The sequence below is a fragment of the Mycobacterium sp. SMC-14 genome, assembly GCF_046250075.1.
Lineage (GTDB): Bacteria > Actinomycetota > Actinomycetes > Mycobacteriales > Mycobacteriaceae > Mycobacterium.
Window position 1 is genome coordinate 2,914,961 of sequence record NZ_CP176429.1, and the last position, 18,830, is coordinate 2,933,790.

Annotated in this window: 20 protein-coding genes; 5 read left to right on the plus strand and 15 right to left on the minus strand. The window is 67.3% G+C overall.

The window, feature by feature from the left end:
* Positions 1–10: 10 nt before the first annotated feature.
* The 4 genes from ACKY0W_RS13700 to ACKY0W_RS13715 all read right to left on the minus strand — a co-directional run bounded on the left by ACKY0W_RS13700 (position 11) and on the right by ACKY0W_RS13715 (position 3,942).
* Positions 11–1,753 (minus strand): AMP-binding protein, encoded by a 1,743-nt coding sequence (locus ACKY0W_RS13700; RefSeq protein ID WP_409434503.1) that lies wholly within the window; start codon positions 1,751–1,753, stop codon positions 11–13.
* Between the two features lie 91 nt (positions 1,754–1,844).
* Positions 1,845–2,408, minus strand: coding sequence for an alpha/beta fold hydrolase (locus tag ACKY0W_RS13705; RefSeq protein ID WP_406757292.1), 564 nt, complete (start codon positions 2,406–2,408; stop codon positions 1,845–1,847).
* An 81-nt stretch (positions 2,409–2,489) separates the two neighbouring features.
* On the minus strand, positions 2,490–3,347 hold the full coding sequence (gene map, locus ACKY0W_RS13710; protein ID WP_409434504.1) for a type I methionyl aminopeptidase: 858 nt from the start codon (positions 3,345–3,347) through the stop codon (positions 2,490–2,492).
* A 22-nt stretch (positions 3,348–3,369) separates the two neighbouring features.
* Positions 3,370–3,942 carry a DUF1707 domain-containing protein gene (locus tag ACKY0W_RS13715; RefSeq protein ID WP_406757294.1) on the minus strand — a complete coding sequence of 191 codons (573 nt, stop codon included), beginning with the start codon at positions 3,940–3,942 and terminating at the stop codon, positions 3,370–3,372.
* 515 nt (positions 3,943–4,457) lie between these two features.
* Here ACKY0W_RS13715 and ACKY0W_RS13720 point away from each other — a divergent pair.
* Positions 4,458–4,985, plus strand: coding sequence for a hypothetical protein (locus ACKY0W_RS13720; RefSeq protein WP_409434505.1), 528 nt, complete (start codon positions 4,458–4,460; stop codon positions 4,983–4,985).
* Between the two features lie 72 nt (positions 4,986–5,057).
* On the opposite strand, the gene ACKY0W_RS13725 is transcribed toward ACKY0W_RS13720, so the two are convergent.
* The 7 genes from ACKY0W_RS13725 to ACKY0W_RS13755 form a co-directional block, all read right to left on the minus strand.
* Positions 5,058–6,878 (minus strand): penicillin-binding transpeptidase domain-containing protein, encoded by a 1,821-nt coding sequence (locus ACKY0W_RS13725; protein ID WP_409434506.1) that lies wholly within the window; start codon positions 6,876–6,878, stop codon positions 5,058–5,060.
* 163 nt (positions 6,879–7,041) lie between these two features.
* Positions 7,042–7,893 carry a GNAT family N-acetyltransferase gene (locus tag ACKY0W_RS13730; RefSeq protein ID WP_409434507.1) on the minus strand — a complete coding sequence of 284 codons (852 nt, stop codon included), beginning with the start codon at positions 7,891–7,893 and terminating at the stop codon, positions 7,042–7,044.
* Between the two features lie 55 nt (positions 7,894–7,948).
* Positions 7,949–9,100, minus strand: coding sequence for a flavodoxin-dependent (E)-4-hydroxy-3-methylbut-2-enyl-diphosphate synthase (gene ispG / locus ACKY0W_RS13735; protein WP_406782186.1), 1,152 nt, complete (start codon positions 9,098–9,100; stop codon positions 7,949–7,951).
* 13 nt (positions 9,101–9,113) lie between these two features.
* Positions 9,114–10,331 (minus strand): M50 family metallopeptidase, encoded by a 1,218-nt coding sequence (locus tag ACKY0W_RS13740; protein ID WP_409434508.1) that lies wholly within the window; start codon positions 10,329–10,331, stop codon positions 9,114–9,116.
* Positions 10,328–11,503, minus strand: coding sequence for a 1-deoxy-D-xylulose-5-phosphate reductoisomerase (gene dxr / locus ACKY0W_RS13745; RefSeq protein WP_409434509.1), 1,176 nt, complete (start codon positions 11,501–11,503; stop codon positions 10,328–10,330). The genes ACKY0W_RS13740 and dxr overlap by 4 nt, the downstream gene beginning before the upstream one ends.
* 4 nt (positions 11,504–11,507) lie before the next feature.
* Complete coding sequence (locus tag ACKY0W_RS13750; protein ID WP_409434510.1) at positions 11,508–11,903, minus strand: VOC family protein; 396 nt, start codon at positions 11,901–11,903, stop codon at positions 11,508–11,510.
* Entirely contained in the window at positions 11,857–12,696 is an 840-nt protein-coding gene (locus tag ACKY0W_RS13755; RefSeq protein WP_409437781.1) for a helix-turn-helix transcriptional regulator, read from the minus strand. Before ACKY0W_RS13755 ends, ACKY0W_RS13750 begins: the two co-directional genes overlap by 47 nt.
* Before the next feature lie 207 nt (positions 12,697–12,903).
* Here ACKY0W_RS13755 and ACKY0W_RS13760 point away from each other — a divergent pair, with 207 nt between their 5' ends.
* The 4 genes from ACKY0W_RS13760 (at position 12,904) to ACKY0W_RS13775 (ending at position 15,185) form a co-directional block, all read left to right on the plus strand.
* Complete coding sequence (locus ACKY0W_RS13760; protein ID WP_409434511.1) at positions 12,904–13,980, plus strand: oxygenase MpaB family protein; 1,077 nt, start codon at positions 12,904–12,906, stop codon at positions 13,978–13,980.
* Entirely contained in the window at positions 13,977–14,213 is a 237-nt protein-coding gene (locus ACKY0W_RS13765; RefSeq protein WP_409434512.1) for a hypothetical protein, read from the plus strand. Before ACKY0W_RS13760 ends, ACKY0W_RS13765 begins: the two co-directional genes overlap by 4 nt.
* Positions 14,214–14,217: 4 nt before the next feature.
* Positions 14,218–14,832 carry a TetR/AcrR family transcriptional regulator gene (locus tag ACKY0W_RS13770; protein WP_409434513.1) on the plus strand — a complete coding sequence of 205 codons (615 nt, stop codon included), beginning with the start codon at positions 14,218–14,220 and terminating at the stop codon, positions 14,830–14,832.
* Positions 14,833–14,930: 98 nt separating this feature from the next.
* Positions 14,931–15,185: a DUF2631 domain-containing protein gene (locus ACKY0W_RS13775; RefSeq protein WP_409434514.1), complete on the plus strand. Its 255-nt coding sequence runs from the start codon at positions 14,931–14,933 to the stop codon at positions 15,183–15,185.
* A gap of 91 nt (positions 15,186–15,276) precedes the next feature.
* On the opposite strand, the gene rlmN is transcribed toward ACKY0W_RS13775, so the two are convergent.
* From rlmN to pyrH, 4 genes are all read right to left on the minus strand, one after another.
* Entirely contained in the window at positions 15,277–16,386 is a 1,110-nt protein-coding gene (gene rlmN / locus ACKY0W_RS13780; protein WP_409434515.1) for a 23S rRNA (adenine(2503)-C(2))-methyltransferase RlmN, read from the minus strand.
* Between the two features lie 24 nt (positions 16,387–16,410).
* Entirely contained in the window at positions 16,411–17,277 is an 867-nt protein-coding gene (locus tag ACKY0W_RS13785; protein WP_406757307.1) for a phosphatidate cytidylyltransferase, read from the minus strand.
* Between the two features lie 22 nt (positions 17,278–17,299).
* The gene (gene frr / locus ACKY0W_RS13790) at positions 17,300–17,857 is read right to left on the minus strand and encodes a ribosome recycling factor (RefSeq protein ID WP_406757308.1); all 558 of its coding nucleotides are present in this window, start codon (positions 17,855–17,857) and stop codon (positions 17,300–17,302) included.
* A 68-nt stretch (positions 17,858–17,925) separates the two neighbouring features.
* Positions 17,926–18,675, minus strand: a complete 750-nt coding sequence (gene pyrH, locus ACKY0W_RS13795; RefSeq protein WP_409434516.1) for a UMP kinase — start codon at positions 18,673–18,675, stop codon at positions 17,926–17,928.
* Positions 18,676–18,830 lie beyond the last annotated feature (155 nt).

Below are 18,830 nucleotides of genomic sequence, written 5' to 3' on the forward strand. Positions count from 1 at the left end.
CCGCCCGCGGTCAGTCGACGGGCTCCAGTCGACTGAATTGGGCCGAACGGTAGCAGTCGGCGCATGTGGAGCGGCGGATCTTGCCGCTGGTGGTGATGGGCAAGGAGCCAGGCGCGACCAGCACGAGGTCGGCGACCCGGACTCCGTGGGATCGGGAAACCGAGGCCGCCACATCTTTTTTCAGGGCTGCGATCCGTGCCAGTTGTTCTTCGACGGTGTTACCCCGGTTCTTGAGTTCGGCGATGACCACCAGCTGTTCACCACCGTCACCGCTGACCGGTACCGCGGCGACGCGGCCCCCGGTGAGCTCCTGCACGGTGGCCTCAATGTCGTCCGGGTAGTGATTTCGGCCGTCGACGATCAACAGATCTTTGATGCGCCCGACGACCAGCATCTCGCCGTCGTGGATGACGCCGAGGTCACCGGTGCGCAGCCACGGCCCCACCGGTGTACCGGCGGACGGCGACTGGAGGTGCCCGCCGAAGGTGCGCTCGGTGGCCTCTGCGTTGTGCCAGTAGCCACTGGCGACGTTGGGCCCGTGCACCCAGATCTCACCGACGCGCCCGTCTGGGCTCTCGGTGTGGGCCTCGGGGTCGACGATCCGCACCGTGCACGCCCGCGGGGCTCCGATGCTGACCAGTTCCGCCCCGCCCGGACCAGCCTCTGCAGTGCCGCCGACCAGGTTCTCGTAGTCGAGCCGAATGGTCACCGGACGGTTCGCGCGCGGCGCCGAGGCGACATAGACCATTGCCTCGGCCAGCCCGTACGACGGTGCCAGCGCATTCGCCGGCAGGTTGAAGCGGGCGAAGCGGTCGGTGAAACGGCGGATAGTCGCCGCGTGAATGCGCTCGCTGCCGCTCAAGATGGTGTGCACGCCCCCCAGGTCGAGGCCGGCCATGTCCTCGTCGGTGGTCCGGCGCGCGGCCAGTTCGAACGCGAAGTTCGGCCCGGCGGTGAATGCGCAGGAGTTGATGGCCAGCTGCTGGATCCATCGGGACGGCTTCTGCAGGAATGCGATCGGGCTCATCACCACCGCGTGGCGGCCCAGCAAGACGGCTCCCATCACGCCGAGCAGCAGGCCCATATCGTGGTAGAAGGGCAGCCAGGACACCAGCGTGGCATTTGGCGGCGGCGCTCCCCCGTCCTGCCCGAAGTAGTCCGCCATCACCTGCTCGATGTTGGCGAACACGTTGCGGTGCGAGACCACGACACCTCTCGGCGACCCGGTCGAACCGGAAGTGTATTGCAGCAGTGCCGTTTTCGTCGCCGACGCTCCGGTTCCCTCCCAGCATACGGAAGCATCGAGATCGATCAGATCCACCTCGATGATCGCGGGCGAATTTCCGCCGAGAGCGCTGACGCACCCGTGGATGTCGCCGGCGACCGCCGACGTGGTGAGTACCGCGACCGGCGCGCAGTCCTTCAGCGCCGCGGTGACTCGTTCGTCGTGGCTGCCGAAAGCCGGGACCGGCAGCGGCACCACGATGCAACCGGCCTCCATCGCACCGAAGAAGCCGGCGATGTACTCCAGACCCTGCGGCGCGAGCAACGCAATGCGGTCACCCGGCGAGGCGATGGCGGCCACCTCCGCCGCGACGGCCTCGGTGCGTCCCAGAATTTGCGACCAGGTCAACGTGTCGGCGTAACCGGCCGGATCCACCTCGTAGTCGATGTAGGTGAACGCCGGTCGATCAGGCCAGTGCTGAGCCCGTTCACGCAGCAAAGCCGGTATTGATTGCCCCCACGACAGCATTCGGTATCCCCCCAGATACGTATTTTATTTTTCCCAGCCGACGCGCCCTCGACCGCCGGCTACGCCGGAACCTACTCTCCCCCGCTCTGTATTACCAGGTACTGGCCCGTAACACGATCTCCATCGCGAGCTGTGCGGTGAATTCCTGGGCACTGCGCCGCCCGGGCAGCATCACCAGCCGGTGTTCGCCGTAGACGAACCGCTGGCTGGCGTTGGCTACCGACGCCGTGGCCCGGGAACTGACCAGCACGGTGGTGTTGATCTCCACCGGGGGGCAGCGTTCGTCGCGGATCACACCGCTCAGATCGGGCGCGCGCGGATGGCCCCGGTCGAGCGCCACCAGTCCGGTGAAGCGGTCCGGGCGCGTCGCCGCGAGTTCCCAGGCGTTGTCCGCACCGGTCCGGTCACCCACCAGCACGCCGCACTGCACGCCCAGCGAATCGAGGATGCCGATCACCGACTTGGGCGTCAGACGCGGATCTGCGCCGATCACGATGGTCCGCAGGGAGGCGGTGTGCAACCGTTGGCAGACCGCGTCGTAGGCGGTGAGCGGGTGCTGCGCCGCGGCGAGCACGACGACGACGGGCCCGTTGTCCGGGCCTGCTACGTCGACCGGGATCGGGAACCCGTCGATGGTCATCATCGTGCCCGGCATCTGCGCCACGCTACAGCCCCTCGGGCGGCACGGGGCGATTTTGGCGGGCCCCTTAGCGGCTCAACAGACAACGGCCGGAAGTCACGGCAGAGTCAATATCTCGGCGCCGTCGTCCGTCACCACCAGGGTGTGTTCGAACTGGGCGCTCCACTGTCCGTCGCTGGTGACCACGGTCCAGTCGTCATCCCAGATGTCGTAGTCCAGGCTGCCGAGGTTGATCATCGGCTCGATGGTAAAGGTCATCCCGGGCTCGATGATGGTGTCGACTTCGGGCTCGTCATAGTGCAGCACCACCAGACCATTGTGGAAGGTCGGACCGATCCCGTGGCCGGTGAAGTCACGGACCACGTTGTAGCCGAAGCGGTTCGCGTAGGCCTCGATGACCCGGCCGATCACCGACAACGCGCGGCCCGGTTTGACCGCCTTGATGGCACGCATGGTGGCCTCGTAGGTGCGCTCGACCAGCAGCCGGTGCTCTTGCGAGACGTCGCCGGCCAGGAATGTGGCGTTGGTGTCGCCGTGCACGCCGTCGATGTACGCCGTGACGTCGATGTTGACGATGTCGCCGTCGGCGATCACCGTCGAGTCCGGGATCCCGTGGCAGATGACTTCGTTGAGCGATGTGCAGCACGACTTCGGAAAGCCCTTGTACCCCAACGTCGAAGGGTAGGCGCCGTGGTCGACCATGAACTCGTGGGCGATGCGATCGAGCTCATCGGTGGTCACGCCGGGCGCGACGGCCTTGCCCGCCTCGGCGAGCGCACCCGCCGCAATCCGGCTCGCGACCCGCATCTTCTCGATCACGTCGGGGGTCTGTACCCAGGGCTCGGAGCCCTCGGCGGCTGTGGCGCGGCCGACGTATTCCGGACGCGGGATCAAGCGGGGCACCGGCAGCGTCGGAGACAGCACGCCAGGAGAAAGCGGGGCACGAACGGGCATTACGCCAGCTTAACGGAGCTGGTCAGCGCCGCCAGCGCAGCTTGCGCCGAGGGCCCCTGATGTCCACCGACCCGCACACCACACGACCGGTCAGCACCAGGTGCGGGGCCCCGTCGGCGGGCGGGTCGGTACGACGATCCCGGGCGCTGCCGCCGTAGACCTCGACGTCGTCGATCGAGGCGCTGGCACCGTCGGGCAGTCGGATGTCGACCGAACCGAATCGCATGTCGAGTTCGATCACGACGACCGGCCCAGCGAACCGGGCCTTGGTGAGGTCGAGATCGACCGAGCCCAGGCGCCGCACCAATGCCAGCCGGGTCGGCACGATCCATTCCCCGTGACGTTTGAGCGATCCGGCCCAGCCGCGCAGTTCAACGCGGTCGGCCGCCGAGGTGACGATGGCACGCGGGCCGGGCAGGTCACCGATCAGGGTGTCGAGCTCCGAGCGCATCCGCGCCTGCGAGACCTGCGCCGCGCGCTCCTCGAACTCCCCGATGTCGATCAGTCCGAGGGAGACGGCATTGTGCAGGCGGCGCAGGGTGCCGTTGCGGTCCGCATCCGAGATACGCAACAGTTCCGCTTCGATCTCCGTCATCACCTTCCCCGTTGTACGTCTCCCCGCAACCTACCGCTGTCGGCCGCCGAACGGCAGCTTCGGACCGCCGCCCGGCCAACCCCACGACCGATCGAAATGCTGGAATAACGTCCATGGAATTGTGTCAATGATTCAGATAAATCGGCTGAGGCGTACTTCCGAAATTTCCCTTATTGTTTGCCGATTCAAATACCACGGCGCCTCGCGGAATCGAAATCGGGGGCCGTTGGCCGGTTCGACACACGCGTATTTGCCGATCCCGAAAGCCTCAGGCTGCCAACGCTATCCACGCCTGTCAAGCGACCAGTAATTAGCTGCCAGTCCGCTGAGTACCGACCCGATTTCGCTGTGAATACTTTCGGATTTCGCCAAACACAGGTATAGACTCCGGTTTGCCGGGGGGTCGGCAGGGGTGGGATTCAAAAGACTCATGTGCGAGCCCGCGGCTGCGGGAGGGCAATCCCGCATCCACATCCACATCCACATCGAGAGATCCAGAATTGGGGGGCTCGCACATGAGCAAGAACGAGTTTACGCACCCGGGGCGTATCGCGGCCGGTCTAAGCGTCGCCGCCGGTGGCGCCGTTGCCGCCGCGCTGATCGGCCTGGGCGCCGCCGGCATCGCCAGCGCCGACCCGTACGTCGACACCTACTCCGCACCCGACCCCTATGACGTGCTGTTCGGCGCTCAGGGCACCGACCAGGGCCAACAAGGTTGGGAAAACAACGCCCTCGATCAGGCATTGTTCGACCAAAGCGCAACCAACTACGCCACCTTCTACCAAGACGTGGTGAACTTCGAGGAGAACAGCGGCGAGCACGGCGTGTCGAACCTGATCTATGCGATCGATCCCAGCGCGTTCTACGAACAGACCTCGGCTGACATCACCGGTACGTTGGTCGGTGGTGCGTACCTGGTCCCGGACGACGCCCTCGGCTACCTCGCCACGGGTCTCGATTTCGGCCTGCTGTCGCCGATCGGGCTCGACTTCGTGTTGACCCCGCTGATCGACATCCTGCTGGGCGAGCCGCCGGCGATCTGACGAAGTGCGGTAGGACAACTGGCCGGCGGAGCGTAGCCCCGCCGGCCAGTTCCTTTGGCGTCAAGCGATTTTCTACAGCAGGAAGTTGTCGGGCAGCGAGTCGAACATCACCTTGGTCATGCGAACCGCGTACTGCGAGCTGCCACCGCCGACGATCAGCGACGCGAAGGCCATGTCACCCCGATAGCCGGCGAACCAGGAGTGTGAGCCACCGGTGAACTCGGCCTCCCCGGTCTTGCCGTAAACCGGGCCGCAGCCGGCGATGTCGCGTGCGGTGCCATCGGTCACCACCAGGCGCATCATCTCGCGCAGACCGTCGAGCATCTCCGCGCTGACCGGGGCCGCCACCGGACCGTTGACCGCTGTCGGGCGGCCCTCGATCAACCGGGGCACCGGCGTTCGGCCGGCCGCCACCGTCGCCGCGGCCAGGGCGACACCGAATGGGCTGGCCAACACCTTGCCCTGACCGAATCCGTCCTCGGTACGTTCGGCCAGGTCAACGGTCGGCGGAACCGAGCCGGTGACCGTGGTGATCCCGTCCACCAGGTAGTCCACCCCGATCCCGTAGCGGCTTGCCGCCTGCGACAGCGCCCGCGGCGGCATCCGGCTGGCCAGCTCGGCGAAGGTGGTGTTGCACGAGTTGGCGAAGGCCCGCGACATCGACACCAGTCCGAGGTCGAACCCGCCGTAGTTGGGGATGGTGCGCTGGCCGATGTCGAGTTCGCCAGGACAACCCACCATCGAGTTCGGCGTCGCCATATCCCGTTCGATCGCCGCGCCCGCGGTGACCATCTTGAAGGTAGAACCGGGCGGATACAGACCGCTGGTGGCGACCAGGCCGTCGGCGTCGGCCGCCGCGTTCTGCGCGACGGCGAGCAGCTCACCGGTCGATGGCTTGATCACCACCAACATCGCCTTGTCACCGCGGGTGTTGACCGCGTTCTGGGCGGCACGCTGCACCGCTCGGTCCAGGCTGATCGTCAGCGAGGGCGCCGGCGCCGGATCGACTTCGTGCAGCACCGCGACGTCGACGCCGTTCTGGTTCTCGCTGACGACACGCCAGCCCGCGGCACCTTCGAGTTGGGTCCCGACCGCCTTTTTGACCTCGCTGATGAGCATCGGGGCGAAGTGGTCGTCGGTGGGCAACAGATCGGGGCGCGGCGTGACCACGACTCCGGGCAGGGCGCCGATGGCGGGTTCGACGCGGTCGTGGTCGGCCTTGCGCAGCGTGATCAGGCCGAGCGGGGTCGCCGAGGAACTGGCCTGCTCGGCCAGACGCTGCGGGTCACCCAAGGCGTCGTCGAAAGGCCGCAGCGTGTCGACCACTGCGCGCGCGGTGCGCATCAGGTTTCGTCCGGCCCTGCTGGCGTCCAGCTGGTAGTGGTACACGTAGCCGGGCACCAGTACGTCGGTGCCCCCGATCTCGTTGACCGCCGCACGACGCGGGGGGTCGGCCCGCAACGCAAAAGTCTGGTGCTCGCCCAGCTTGGGATGCAGGCCGGTCGCCGTCCAGCGAACCGTCCAGTGGCCTTCGTTGCGGACCATCTTGAGCTGGCCATCGTAGGCCCAGGTCCGGTTCTTCGGCAGCTTCCAGGTATAGCGGTAGGCCACGCTGCCGGTGTCGTCGTTGTAGCGCGAGCTGAGCACCTGCGCATCCAGATGTTCGGCCTGCAAGCCCGCCCAGGCGGCGTTGAGTGCGCTGCGTGCCGTAGACGGGTCGTCGCTGAGCTCGGCGGCCGTCGCGGTGTCACCGGTGGCCAGGGCGGCGAAGAAGCGCTCGGCGACGGGCCCTGGGCCGTCAGGGCGCGGAGTGCAGGCTGCCACGCCGGCTGCGGTGAGCAGTACGGTCGCCAGGCCCGTGACGCGTGTGACGAATGAGCTTGCAGTTGTCATTGGGGCTGATGTTACGAAATAGAAACGGTCAGCAGGCGGAGGCGCACCGAAATACAACCGCTACTTGGCGCCAGTACCCACCGAGCCTGTAGTTGGCGTGTCCGCTACTCGAACTTTTCCGCGCTAACAACAGTCTCGGCGAAAAATACGACAAGGCCCGAGATCAGTCGAGCAACACCGTCGCGAAAGTGCCGACCTGGGTGAAACCCACTCGCTCATAGGTGGACCGCGCCACCTCGTTGAAATCGTTGACGTACAGGCTGGCGATGCGCCCGGTGCCGACGATCACCGCGGCCAGCATCGCGGTGCCGCCGGCACCCAGCCCGCGTCCGCGTCGGTCCGGGTGCACCCAGACGCCCTGAATCTGGCCCACCGACGGCGACTGCGAACCCACCTCGGCCTTGAACACCACCTCGCCCCGTTCGAAGCGCGCCCAAGCGCGGCCCGCTGCGATCAGGTTGGCCACCCGCCGACGGTAGGCGCGCCCCCCGTCACCCACCCGCGGATCCACGCCGACCTCACCGATGAACATGTCGACGGCTGCTACCAGGTACGCGTCGAGCTCGTCGGGACGCACCTGGCGAACTTCGGCATCCATCGGGCACGAGGGCATGTTGTGCAGCGCCATCAACGGTTGACTCTCCCGCACGTCGCGGGCCGGGCCCCAGGAATCGGCCAGCCGCTGCCACATCGGCACCACCAATTCCGCGCGGCCCACCAGAGACGAGCAGCGCCGGATCGCACTCACCGCCTTGTCGGCGAACGCGGTGAGGTCGGCCGGCGCCCCGCGCAGCGGGATCAGGTTTGCGCCTGCGTAGCACAAGGATTCGCCCACGCCGCCGCGCGTCCACAATTCCCCGCCGATCAATCGGGGATCGACACCGTGATCGGCGACCCGGGCGGCGACCATGCAGGACCCGATCGGATCCTCTTCGAGCACCCGCCAGACCGCCGCGGCGTCACGCGCGACGGACACCCGTCGCTGGTCGAGACGGAACTCGGGCGGAGCCGACATAGTGACTCTTTCTGGCGAACTCAACTGCCGCGCGCGTACCGCGATCCGGCTGCGATCAGCTTACGGCGACGGTGGGCGACCCGCCGGGAGATCCTTCACCCATCTCCTCCGCCAGGCGCAGGGCCTCCTCGATCAGGGTCTCCACGATCTGCGCCTCGGGAACGGTCTTGATCACCTCGCCCTTGACGAAGATCTGCCCCTTGCCGTTGCCGGACGCCACACCCAGATCCGCCTCGCGAGCCTCGCCGGGACCGTTGACCACACAGCCCATCACCGCGACCCGTAGCGGGACGTCGATTCCCTCCAGCCCTGCGGTGACCTCGTTGGCCAGCCGGTAGACGTCCACCTGAGCCCGGCCGCAGGAAGGACACGACACGATTTCCAGACCGCGTGGCCGCAGGTTGAGCGACTCCAGGATCTGGTTGCCGACCTTGACCTCCTCCACCGGCGGCGCGGAGAGCGACACCCGGATGGTGTCGCCGATGCCGCGGGACAGCAGGGCGCCGAACGCCACGGCGGATTTGATGGTGCCCTGGAAGGCGGGGCCCGCCTCGGTGACGCCCAGGTGCAGCGGGTAGTCGCACTGCTCGGCGAGCAGCTGATAGGCGGCCACCATCACGACCGGGTCGTTGTGCTTGACGCTGATCTTGATGTCGCCGAAGCCGTGCTCCTCGAACAGCGACGCCTCCCACAGCGCGGACTCCACCAAGGCTTCGGGGGTGGCCTTGCCGTACTTGGCCAAGAACCGCTGATCCAACGAACCGGCGTTGACGCCGATCCGGATCGGGATACCCGCGGCGCCGGCCGCCTTGGCCACCTCGCCGACCCGGCCGTCGAACTCCTTGATGTTGCCCGGGTTCACCCGGACCGCGGCGCAGCCCGCATCGATCGCGGCGAAGATGTACTTGGGCTGGAAGTGGATGTCTGCGATCACCGGGATCTGACTGTGCTGGGCGATCTCGGCCAGCGCGTCGGCGTCCTCCTGCCGAGGGCAGGCCACCCGCACGATGTCGCAACCCGAGGCGGTCAACTCCGCGATCTGTTGCAATGTCGCGTTGACGTCGTGGGTCTTGGTGGTGCACATCGACTGCACCGCGATCGGATGGTCGCTTCCCACCCCGACCCCACCGACCTTCAGTTGGCGGGTCTTGCGACGTGGCGCCAGTGTGGGCGGAGGGGCAGCCGGCATTCCTAGGCCGACGCTCATGAGGGGGCTCCTATCAAAACAGCCTGATCGGATTGACCAAGTCGGCGGTCACGGTGAGCAGCATGTAGCCGACCACCACCACCAAGACTACGTAAGTGGCCGGCATCAACTTGAGGTAGTTCACCGGTGCAGCCGCGACCTTCCCACGCGCCGACCTGAGCATGTTGCGGAGCTTCTCGAAGAGCGCGATAGCGATGTGCCCACCGTCGAATGGCAGCAGCGGCACCAAGTTCAGCACGCCCAGGATGAAGTTCAGCTGGGCCAGGAAGAACCAGAACGCCACCCACAGCCCGTGATCGACGGTGTCGCCGCCGATGATCGAGGCGCCCACCACGCTGATCGGGGTTTCGGGGTCGCGCTGCCCGTGCGGGTTGCCGATGGCGTGCACCAGCGCGCCGACCTTGGAAGGAATGTTGGCCAGCGACTTGCCCAGCAGCACCGACAGGTCGCCGCTGAAGGCGAAGGTGGCCGGCACCGCGGTGACCGGGTTGTACTGGGTCGGCCCGAATTGGGCGGCGCCCACCCCGATCGCGCCGACGGTGCTGGGGACGGCCTCGCGGTCCGCGCCGTCGGCGATCCAGCGCTGAGTGGGAGTCACGTCGACATACTTGGTGAGCTTGGAGCCGTCGCGTTCGACGACGATCGGCGTCGTGCCGTGCTGCTTGCGCACCGCGGCGGCCATCTCCTCGAAGGTCGACACCGGGGTGTCGCCGACCTTGACCACCACGTCACCGGACTCGATGCCGGCCAGCGCCGCCGGGCCGGGACCCGAGCAGGTGCCCAGTTCACCCTTGACGACTTCGGGTGCCACACAGGCGGTTTCGCCGATGACGGCGGTGGTGGGTGCGTGCAGGTTGGGCAGGCCCCAGATCACGGCGATCGAGTAGACCAGCACCAGGCCGATGATGAAGTTCATGGCGGGGCCGGCGGCCAGCACGGCCACCCGCTTCCACGTCTTCTGCTTGTACATGGCGCGGTCGACCTCGTCGGGCTCCAATTCCTCCACCGCGGTCATGCCCGCGATATCGCAGAAGCCACCGGCCGGGATCGCCTTGAGGCCGTATTCGGTCTCGCCGCGCTTCGTCGACCACAACGTGGTGCCGAAGCCGACGAAGTAGCGGCGCACCTTCATTCCGGTGGCGCGCGCCACCCACATGTGACCGCATTCATGCAGCGCCACTGAAACCAGGATGGCCAGCGCGAACAGCGCGATGCCTACCGCGAACATCATCGGGTGCTGCCGACCTTTCTCGTAGCTATCGCCTCGACGGCGCGAGCCGCTCGCTGCTTGGCCCAGCGCTGCGCATCGAGTACCTCATCCACGGTAGCGGGTTGCGCAGTCCACTGATCAGCGGCGCCCAGCACCTCGGCGATGGTGGCCACGATCGCGGGGAAACCGATCCGGCCCGCCAGGAAGGCTTCCGCTGCCTCTTCATTGGCCGCGTTGTAGACCGCGGTCATGCAGCCACCGGCCTCACCGGCATGGCGAGCCAGCTGTACCGCCGGGAAAACAGCGTCGTCGAGCGGCTCAAACTCCCAGGTGGAGGCGGTGGAGAAGTCGCAGGCCGCCGCCGCACCGGGCACCCGCGCCGGCCAGCCCAGAGCCAGCGCGATCGGTAGGCGCATGTCCGGGGGGCTGGCCTGGGCGATGGTCGATCCGTCGGTGAAGGTGACCATGGAATGCACGATCGACTGCGGGTGAACGACCACGTCGATGCGCTCGTAGGGAACGCCGAACAGCAGGTGGGTCTCGATGAGCTCGAGGCCCTTGTTCACCAGTGACGCCGAGTTCAGGGTGTTCATCGGGCCCATCGACCAGGTCGGGTGCGCTCCAGCCTGCTCGGGTGTGACGTGTTCCAGCTCGGCGGCGCTGAAGCCACGGAACGGCCCACCCGAAGCGGTGAGCACCAACCGGGCGACCTCGTCGGGGGTGCCGCCCCGAAGGCACTGCGCCAGCGCGGAGTGCTCGGAGTCCACCGGGACGATCTGCCCCGGTTCGGCGGCTGCCAGCACCAGTGGGCCGCCGGCGATCAGCGATTCCTTGTTGGCCAGGGCCAGCCGCGCCCCGGTTTCCAGCGCGGCCAGCGTGGGCCGCAGTCCGAGCGCGCCGACCAAGGCGTTGAGTACCACGTCGGCCTCGGTGTCCTGCACCAAGCGGGTGACGGCGTCGGGTCCGCGGTAGGGGGCTTCGAGCGCCTCACCGACCTGCGTGTCGGCGACGGCGATGTTGGCGACCCCGGTCTCGGCGCGCTGGTCCGCCAGCAGCGCCGCGTTACCGCCGCCGGCGGCCAGCCCGACGATCTCGAAGCGGTCCGGGTTCGCCGCGACGACCTGCAACGCCTGGGTTCCGATCGAGCCGGTGGAGCCCAACAGCAGAACTTTGATCCGGCGGCCCGTGGTCACCCACCTATTGTGCTCCCGCGTAGTTGCCGAAGCTCCACAGGTTGCCTTCCGGGTCACGGACGGTGAACTCACGGGCGCCGTAGTCGGTGTCGCTCAACGGTCGGATCACCTCGGCCTGGCGATCCAGGACCCGCTGGTAGAGGCCGTCGGGGTCGCTGGTGACGACGTAGCCACCCGCGGTGCCGGGCTCGCGACACCAGTCACTACCGGGTTTGTGGCTCCCGAGCATGATGGCGCCGACCCCCTCTGGCCAGCGCAGTTCGGCATGGGCGATGGTGTCGCCGTCATCGCCGTGGCGGGCCGTGACGACGAAGCCGAAGGTGTCGACGTAGTAGTCGATGAGTTTGCGCGTGTCATGCGCTTGCAGGGTCAACCAGACGGTCGGATTCTGATGCGTCATAACTCCACTCTGACCGCGGGGCATGGCCGCCGTCTTGAATGTTTTGGAACTCGTCGGCCAGCCAGGCTCCCGGTGACGCCCCGACGTACCGAACGAATTCGCGAGTCAGATGGGCCTGATCGGCATATCCGGCAGCGGCGGCAACACCGCCCAGGTCGACACGGCGATGCCGGCGAGCCTCGTCGGCCATCCGGGCGGTCGCGTATTCGAAACGCATCAGCATGGCCACGGCTTTCGGCGTGCGACCGACCTCGCGGCGAAACAGCGTGGTCAGATGCCGCTGGCTCAGTCCGACCAGCTCGGCGATGCGCGCAACCGGCGTCCTCCCCCGGCTACGCTGCAGCAACTGCCAGGCGTGCGTCACCTCGGGGCGCACGGCGGCGTCGTGTCGACGCTGCTGGGCCACCAGATACCCGGACAGCAGCGCAAACGCGTCCGGCCAACACCGCACGGCGGCAAGCCGCTCATGTAGCTGCACCGCACCCCGGCCCAATATCGGTGCGGCGTTGAACTCGGTCACGCTGAGCTCGGCGGCCGGCACGCCGAACAGCGCACGCGACGCCAGGGGGTGCACCGCCAACTGAACGCCGGCCTGGCCCCGAGTTTGCTGCACCCGAGCGGCCCGCTCGTGCAGGCCACCCAGCAGCACCGGGGCAGGTCGCGCGGACGGCAGGGCCTCGAGCGTCTCGGCCGCACGCACGCCCTCGTCGAGGCTGACGATGAAGGTCAAGGTCGACGACGGCATCCCGCGGTGCACGCCGTCGGGCACGTCCAGCGCGCGGTAGCCCACCATCGAACTCACGCCCGGCGCGGTGTGCGGCGGTGCGGCGGCGAAATCCCAGAACTGTGGCGCTTCACCGGCATCAGCGGCCATGCGCCCACGGTATCCCCGCAATCCGACCCTTGACCGTCCATCACCGGCCGATGCAGAATCCTACACAGTGTAGGAAAATGAGTCAGAAAAATGGAACAAGCCAGAAAATGGCGAAAGGCAGACAAAATGAGCACTCTGCGCACGTGGCTGTCCCTGCCGGACGCCGAGCCCGCCGAGGATTACGGCTTCTTCGGCCCCGACTCGGCGACCTGGAAGGTCTGGAGCTACCCGACTTCACTGTCGATCGGTTTCCAGCGCGCCGTGGTGATCGAGGAACTCGATCCCGGACTGGTCGCCTCCGTCGATGCCACCCAGGCGATCTATGACCGTCCGCGGACCCGCTACGACCGCACCCTGCGCTATTTCGCGATGGTGGCCTTCGGCGAGAGCCGCACCACCACCGAGGCAGCCGACATGCTGGTCCGGATCCACTCCAAGGCCATCGGCGTCGACCCGGTCACCGGCGCGCACTACGACGCCAACGACCCGGCCTCCCAGATGTGGATTCACCTCACCGCCTGGCACTCGATCCTCTACGCCTACGAGAAGTACGGACCCGGACCTCTCTCGGCGGCCGATGAGGCGTCGTACTGGGCCGACTGCGCCAAGGCGGCCGAACTGCAGACGCTCGACCCGGCCGACGTACCGCGCACCCGCGACGGCGTCGCGGCCTACTTCGAACAGATGCGCCCGCAGCTGATCAACTCCGACATCGCCCGGCGCGCGATGGCACACCTGCTGCACGCCGAGGTGATCCTGCCGCAGTCGCTGCCCAAGCTGCTGTGGCCGGGCGCGCTGCTCGTCACCGCGTTCCTGCGCCGCGGCACGCTGGCGACCATGCCCCGCTGGATGCGCAAGCTCGGCGGTGTAGGCACCTCCCGGGTGCTCGACGCATTGATTGTGCCGCCGCTGAGTGCCGCGTTCACCCTGCTGAGCTTGAGCCCCCGGGTACAGCTGATACTCCTGCGGCTGATCTCGCCGATGACGCTGCCGATCGGCACCCGGGTACTGCGGGCGATCCGGCCGGTGAACCCGGTCACCACGACTCCGCGGGAAGCCCAGGAGCGCTACGGCTACGCCGTCCCGGCCCAGGCCCATCTGGAGTTCCGGGCCAAGCAATCGAATCGGGTCTTCGGCGAAGGCCTGGCGCCCAGCGACGAGGGGCTCATCGAGTCCCAGCCGATCCTGGGGAGCATCCGATGAACCTCGGGGGCCTGCAACGCCTGCTGGACCGCGAACTCAGCATCCGCCAGCTGTTCTATCTCGGCGCCATGGGCTCGGTACTGCTCGGCGCCTACCTGGTGATCGGCCTGTTCTGGGCCGGCAGCCACTACCAGCACCTCCACGAGGTGCGCGGACTGGACAAGGTGTTCTCCGTTCTCGGGGAGATCGTGGCCTGGCCGGTGCTGATCATCGCCGATATCCAATTACGCTGAACCGGTGCCGGAACAAGCCGCGAACCGGTCCCGCGCCGAGCATCTCGGCCCGCAGCGACGTCGGCCCCAGGTGCTCGACGCCGCCCTGCAGATCGCTGCCGAGCACGGCATCGCCGGAGTGACGATGGCGGCGATAGCGGAGCGCATCGGAGTCACCCGACCGGTGGTGTACGCCTGCTACGACGGCCGCGGCAAGGTTCTGGCCGCGCTGCTCGACCGGGAGACCGAGCTGATGCTGACCAGTCTGCTCGGGGCTCTGCCGCCGCGGCGGACCAGCAGCGTCGAGGACCGGTTCGTCGCGGGCTTTAGCGCGTTCCTGTCCGCCGTGCGGGAACGGCCGGCGTCCTGGCGGATCATCTTCACCGCCGACCAGGATCCGGTCCTGGCGGCCGCCGTCGTCTCGGGCCGAGCCCGGCTCGCCGAGCGGGTCGGCACGGTGATGCGGCCACTGCTGGAGCGCCGAGCTCCGTCCGACCACACCCTGGCGGCACTTACCGAGGTGTTCCTGGCGATCTGCGAAGCCGCCGCGCGGATGCTGCTCGACAGTGACCAGCAGTGGACGCCGGAGAGCCTGGCCGCGATCGTCGGCCCGGCCGCCTACCGAACGTTCGAGATCTAAGCGATCGGAGTCGCGGCGCAGCGGGTCGCCGCCGTGGGATGGGCCGGCTCGCCGTATGCCAGAATGATGCGAACTTGCTGCGAACCTAAGGAGTCGAAGTGGCCAGTACCGAGGTGGAGCGCCACACCGGGGTTGACCCTGTCGAGGTGCCGTCGGCGGCGTGGGGTTGGAGCGCGATCAACTACCGCACCTGGCACATCGTCGGCTTCGGCATCGTCGGTTTCTTGCTGCTCATGCTGCGCGGCAATCACATCGGCCACGTCGAGGACTACTTCTTGCTGGGATTCGCCGCGCTGACACTGTTCGTCGTGGTGCGCGACATCGTCGGCCGCAACCGCGGCTGGCTGCGCTAGGAGCCGTATCGGCCATCGCCGATTGCCCGAGATTGCATCTACGCAGTCAAATCGGCGATTTTCCCGGCGTCCGTGCAATCTCGCCTGGCGATCACTGGTTTTCGGCCGCCAGCTGGCCGCACGCCGCGGCAATCTCGCGCCCACGGGTATCGCGGACCGTGCATTCCACGCCTTGAGCCCGGACCCGCCGGACGAACTCGCGTTCCACCGGCTTGGGGCTGGCGTCCCATTCGCTGCCCGGCGTGGGGTTGAGCGGAATCAGGTTGACGTGCACCAATGGCCCCAGCGCCTTGTGCAGCTTGCGGCCCAACAGATCTGCCCGCCACGGCTGGTCATTGACGTCGCGGATCAACGCGTATTCCACCGACACCCGTCGGCCGGTGACGTCCGCGTAGTAGCGGGCGGCGTCAAGGGCTTCGGAAACCTTCCACCGGTTGTTGACCGGAACAAGCGTGTCACGCAGCTCGTCATCGGGGGTGTGCAGGGACAGCGCCAGCGTCACCCCGAGCCGCTCGTCGGCGAGCTTGCGGATCGCCGGGGCCAGCCCCACCGTCGACACCGTCACCGATCGCGCCGAGATCCCGAACCCATGGGGCGGTGGCTCGGTGATGCGCCGCACCGCGGCCACCACGCGGGCATAGTTGGCCAGCGGCTCCCCCATCCCCATGAAGACGATGTTGGACAATCGCGCCCCCGAAGCTGGAGCACCGCCGCGGTCTCGTAGCGTCACGGACGCCGCCCGGACCTGCTCGAGGATCTCGGCGGTCGAGAGGTTGCGGGTAAGGCCGGCCTGGCCGGTCGCACAGAACGGGCACGCCATGCCGCAGCCGGCCTGCGAGGAGATGCATACGGTGTTGCGGCGCGGATAGCGCATCAACACCGACTCGAACTTGGTCTGGTCGTGCGCACGCCACAACGTCTTACGTGTCTCGCCGGCGTCGCATTCGATCTCGCTGGCGGCGGTCAGCAAGGTGGGGAACAGTGCGTCGGCCACCGCGGAGCGCACCGCGGCGGGCAGGTCGGTCATCTGCTGCGGGTCCGCGATCAGCCGGCCGTAGTACTGGTTCGCCAGCTGTTTGGCCCGAAATGCCGGCAGCCCCAGCTCGGCGATCGCGGCCACCACTCCGTCGGTGTCGAGGTCTGCCAGATGCCGCGGCGGCAGGGCCCGCCGCGGTGCGGTGAACACCAGCTGTTGCGTCATGATCGGTTCCAGTATGCCGGTGACTCAGGGCAGAACGGTCAGCACGATCCAGGTCACCACGGCCGATGGCAGCAGCGCGTCGAGCCGATCCATGATCCCGCCGTGGCCGGGCAGCAGCCGGCCCATGTCCTTGATGCCCAGATCGCGCTTGACCTGAGACTCGATCAGATCGCCGAAGACACCGGTGATCACCAGCAGCAGACCCAGCGGCAGTCCTACCCACCACGGCCGGTCGAGGAACACCGTCACCGCGAACACCGCCGCGGCGACGCCGAGCACCAGTGATCCCGCGAGACCCTCCCAGGACTTCTTCGGGCTGATCGCCGGCGCCATCGGGTGCTTGCCGAACAGCACGCCGACGGCGTACCCGCCGATGTCGGAGAACACCACCGGGAACAGCAGGCACAGCACCCGGCCGGGACCATCGTCGCGGAAGACCAGCAGGGCCGCGAAGCTCATGCACAGCGGCACCCAGACCGCGATCAGGATCGTCGCCGACATGTCCCGCAGGTAGTTGACCGGGGCGTGGTTCAGCCCCTGGCCCACCAGCCGCCACATCATGGCGATCACCACCGTGGCACCGAACGCGCCCAGTACACCTCTGGCGCCGAACGGCAGCGACAGCCAGAGCATCGCCTGGCCACCCAGGGCCAGCGGGATGAACGGCACGTCGTAGCCGACTTCACGTAGCCGCCGGACGATCTCATGGGTGGCGACCGGAGCGGCTACCGCCAGGATCAGCACCCAGAAACGCGGGGCGAACAGCAGGGTGTAGACCAGCGTTCCGCTCAGCAGGGCGCCTACGGCGATGGCTGCGGGAAGGTTGCGTCCAGCTCGCGACTGTTTCGGCTGTGAATCCGCGGCGTCTACGCCGGTGTCTTGGTCTGCCACGAGGGTGCCTACTGGACGGCCGCTAGACCTCCAGCAGCTCGCCTTCTTTGTGCTTGACCAGCTCGTCGATCTGGGTCACATACTGCTGGGTGGACTTGTCCAGGTCCTTCTCCGCCCGACCCACCTCATCCTCGCCGGCGTCGCCGTCCTTGCGGATACGGTGCAGCTCTTCCATCGCCTTGCGGCGGATGTTGCGCACCGAGACCTTGGCGTCCTCCCCCTTTGCCTTGGCCTGCTTGACCAGCTCTTTGCGCCGTTCCTCGGTCAGCTGCGGCACCGACACCCGAATCAGCGAACCGTCGTTGCTGGGGTTCAGGCCGAGGTCGGAGTTGCGGATCGCGGTCTCGATGGCACCCAGCGACGACGCCTCGTAGGGCTTGATCACCACGAGCCGCGCCTCGGGCACGTTGATGCTGCACAGCTGGGTGATCGGAGTGATCGACCCGTAGTAGTCGATGACGATCCGCGAGAACATGCCCGGGTTGGCCCGACCGGTGCGGATGGTCGAGAGGTCATCGCGGGCCACCGACACGGCCTTCTCCATTTTCTCTTCGGCATCGAAGAGAGCCTCGTCGATCATGTGCCCCGCTCCTCGTTATCGCTTCGCTCTAGCGCCTTCGCCGCCGGTGGTCACCGCCACCGCGCCCGTCAGCTGGTGACCAGTGTTCCGATCTTCTCACCCGCGACCGCCCGCGCGATATTTCCATCGGTCAACAGGTTGAACACCAGGATCGGCATGCCATTGTCCATGCACAGACTGAACGCGGTGGCATCGGCCACCTTCAGCCCCCGATCGATGACCTGGCGATGGGTGATCGAGGTGAGCAGTTCGGCGTCCGGGTCGACGCGAGGATCCGCGGTGAAGATGCCGTCGACGGCCTTGGCCATCAGCACCACCTGGGCGCCGATCTCCAGCGCGCGCTGAGCCGCGGTGGTGTCGGTGGAGAAATACGGCAGCCCCATGCCGGCGCCGAAGATCACCACCCGGCCCTTCTCCAGATGCCGCTGTGCCCGCAGTGGGATGTAGGGCTCGGCGACCTGGCCCATGGTGATCGCGGTCTGCACCCGGGTGTCGATGCCTTCCTTTTCCAGGAAGTCCTGCAGTGCAAGGCTGTTCATCACGGTGCCGAGCATGCCCATGTAGTCCGAGCGCATCCGCTCCATGCCGCGCTGCTGCAACTGTGCGCCGCGGAAGAAGTTGCCGCCGCCGATCACCACCGCCACTTGCACGCCGTCGCGGACCACTTCGGCGATCTGGCGGGCTACCTGGGCGACCACGTCGGGATCAAGCCCGACCTGCCCGCCGCCGAACATCTCCCCACCGAGCTTCAGCAACACCCGGGAGTAGGGGGGGCGGCCGGCCGGCCGGTCTCCGTCGGTACTCGTCGGCTCCGTCATCAGGCTCCTCCGGGCTGTGCGCATATGACAGCGCCATCGCGGGAATCGTCCGCGACGGCATTGTCATCCTGCCCTACCGGAACGGTCAAACAGAGCCCGGGGTGGCGACACCGCGCTCAACCGTCACAACATATGAAAATATTTTCAATTGATGC

What these genes read in the sequence shown, in the direction of transcription:
- ACKY0W_RS13700 (WP_409434503.1), bottom strand. Translation starts at nt 1,753, where the DNA reads ATGCTGTCGTGGGGGCAATCAATACCGGCTTTGCTGCGTGAACGGGCT.
- ACKY0W_RS13705 (WP_406757292.1), bottom strand. Translation starts at nt 2,408, where the DNA reads ATGCCGGGCACGATGATGACCATCGACGGGTTCCCGATCCCGGTCGAC.
- map (WP_409434504.1), bottom strand. Translation starts at nt 3,347, where the DNA reads ATGCCCGTTCGTGCCCCGCTTTCTCCTGGCGTGCTGTCTCCGACGCTG.
- ACKY0W_RS13715 (WP_406757294.1), bottom strand. Translation starts at nt 3,942, where the DNA reads ATGACGGAGATCGAAGCGGAACTGTTGCGTATCTCGGATGCGGACCGC.
- ACKY0W_RS13720 (WP_409434505.1), top strand. Translation starts at nt 4,458, where the DNA reads ATGAGCAAGAACGAGTTTACGCACCCGGGGCGTATCGCGGCCGGTCTA.
- ACKY0W_RS13725 (WP_409434506.1), bottom strand. Translation starts at nt 6,878, where the DNA reads ATGACAACTGCAAGCTCATTCGTCACACGCGTCACGGGCCTGGCGACC.
- ACKY0W_RS13730 (WP_409434507.1), bottom strand. Translation starts at nt 7,893, where the DNA reads ATGTCGGCTCCGCCCGAGTTCCGTCTCGACCAGCGACGGGTGTCCGTC.
- ispG (WP_406782186.1), bottom strand. Translation starts at nt 9,100, where the DNA reads ATGAGCGTCGGCCTAGGAATGCCGGCTGCCCCTCCGCCCACACTGGCG.
- ACKY0W_RS13740 (WP_409434508.1), bottom strand. Translation starts at nt 10,331, where the DNA reads ATGATGTTCGCGGTAGGCATCGCGCTGTTCGCGCTGGCCATCCTGGTT.
- ACKY0W_RS13750 (WP_409434510.1), bottom strand. Translation starts at nt 11,903, where the DNA reads ATGACGCATCAGAATCCGACCGTCTGGTTGACCCTGCAAGCGCATGAC.
- ACKY0W_RS13755 (WP_409437781.1), bottom strand. Translation starts at nt 12,696, where the DNA reads ATGGTGGGCTACCGCGCGCTGGACGTGCCCGACGGCGTGCACCGCGGG.
- ACKY0W_RS13760 (WP_409434511.1), top strand. Translation starts at nt 12,904, where the DNA reads ATGAGCACTCTGCGCACGTGGCTGTCCCTGCCGGACGCCGAGCCCGCC.
- ACKY0W_RS13765 (WP_409434512.1), top strand. Translation starts at nt 13,977, where the DNA reads ATGAACCTCGGGGGCCTGCAACGCCTGCTGGACCGCGAACTCAGCATC.
- rlmN (WP_409434515.1), bottom strand. Translation starts at nt 16,386, where the DNA reads ATGACGCAACAGCTGGTGTTCACCGCACCGCGGCGGGCCCTGCCGCCG.
- frr (WP_406757308.1), bottom strand. Translation starts at nt 17,857, where the DNA reads ATGATCGACGAGGCTCTCTTCGATGCCGAAGAGAAAATGGAGAAGGCC.
- pyrH (WP_409434516.1), bottom strand. Translation starts at nt 18,675, where the DNA reads ATGACGGAGCCGACGAGTACCGACGGAGACCGGCCGGCCGGCCGCCCC.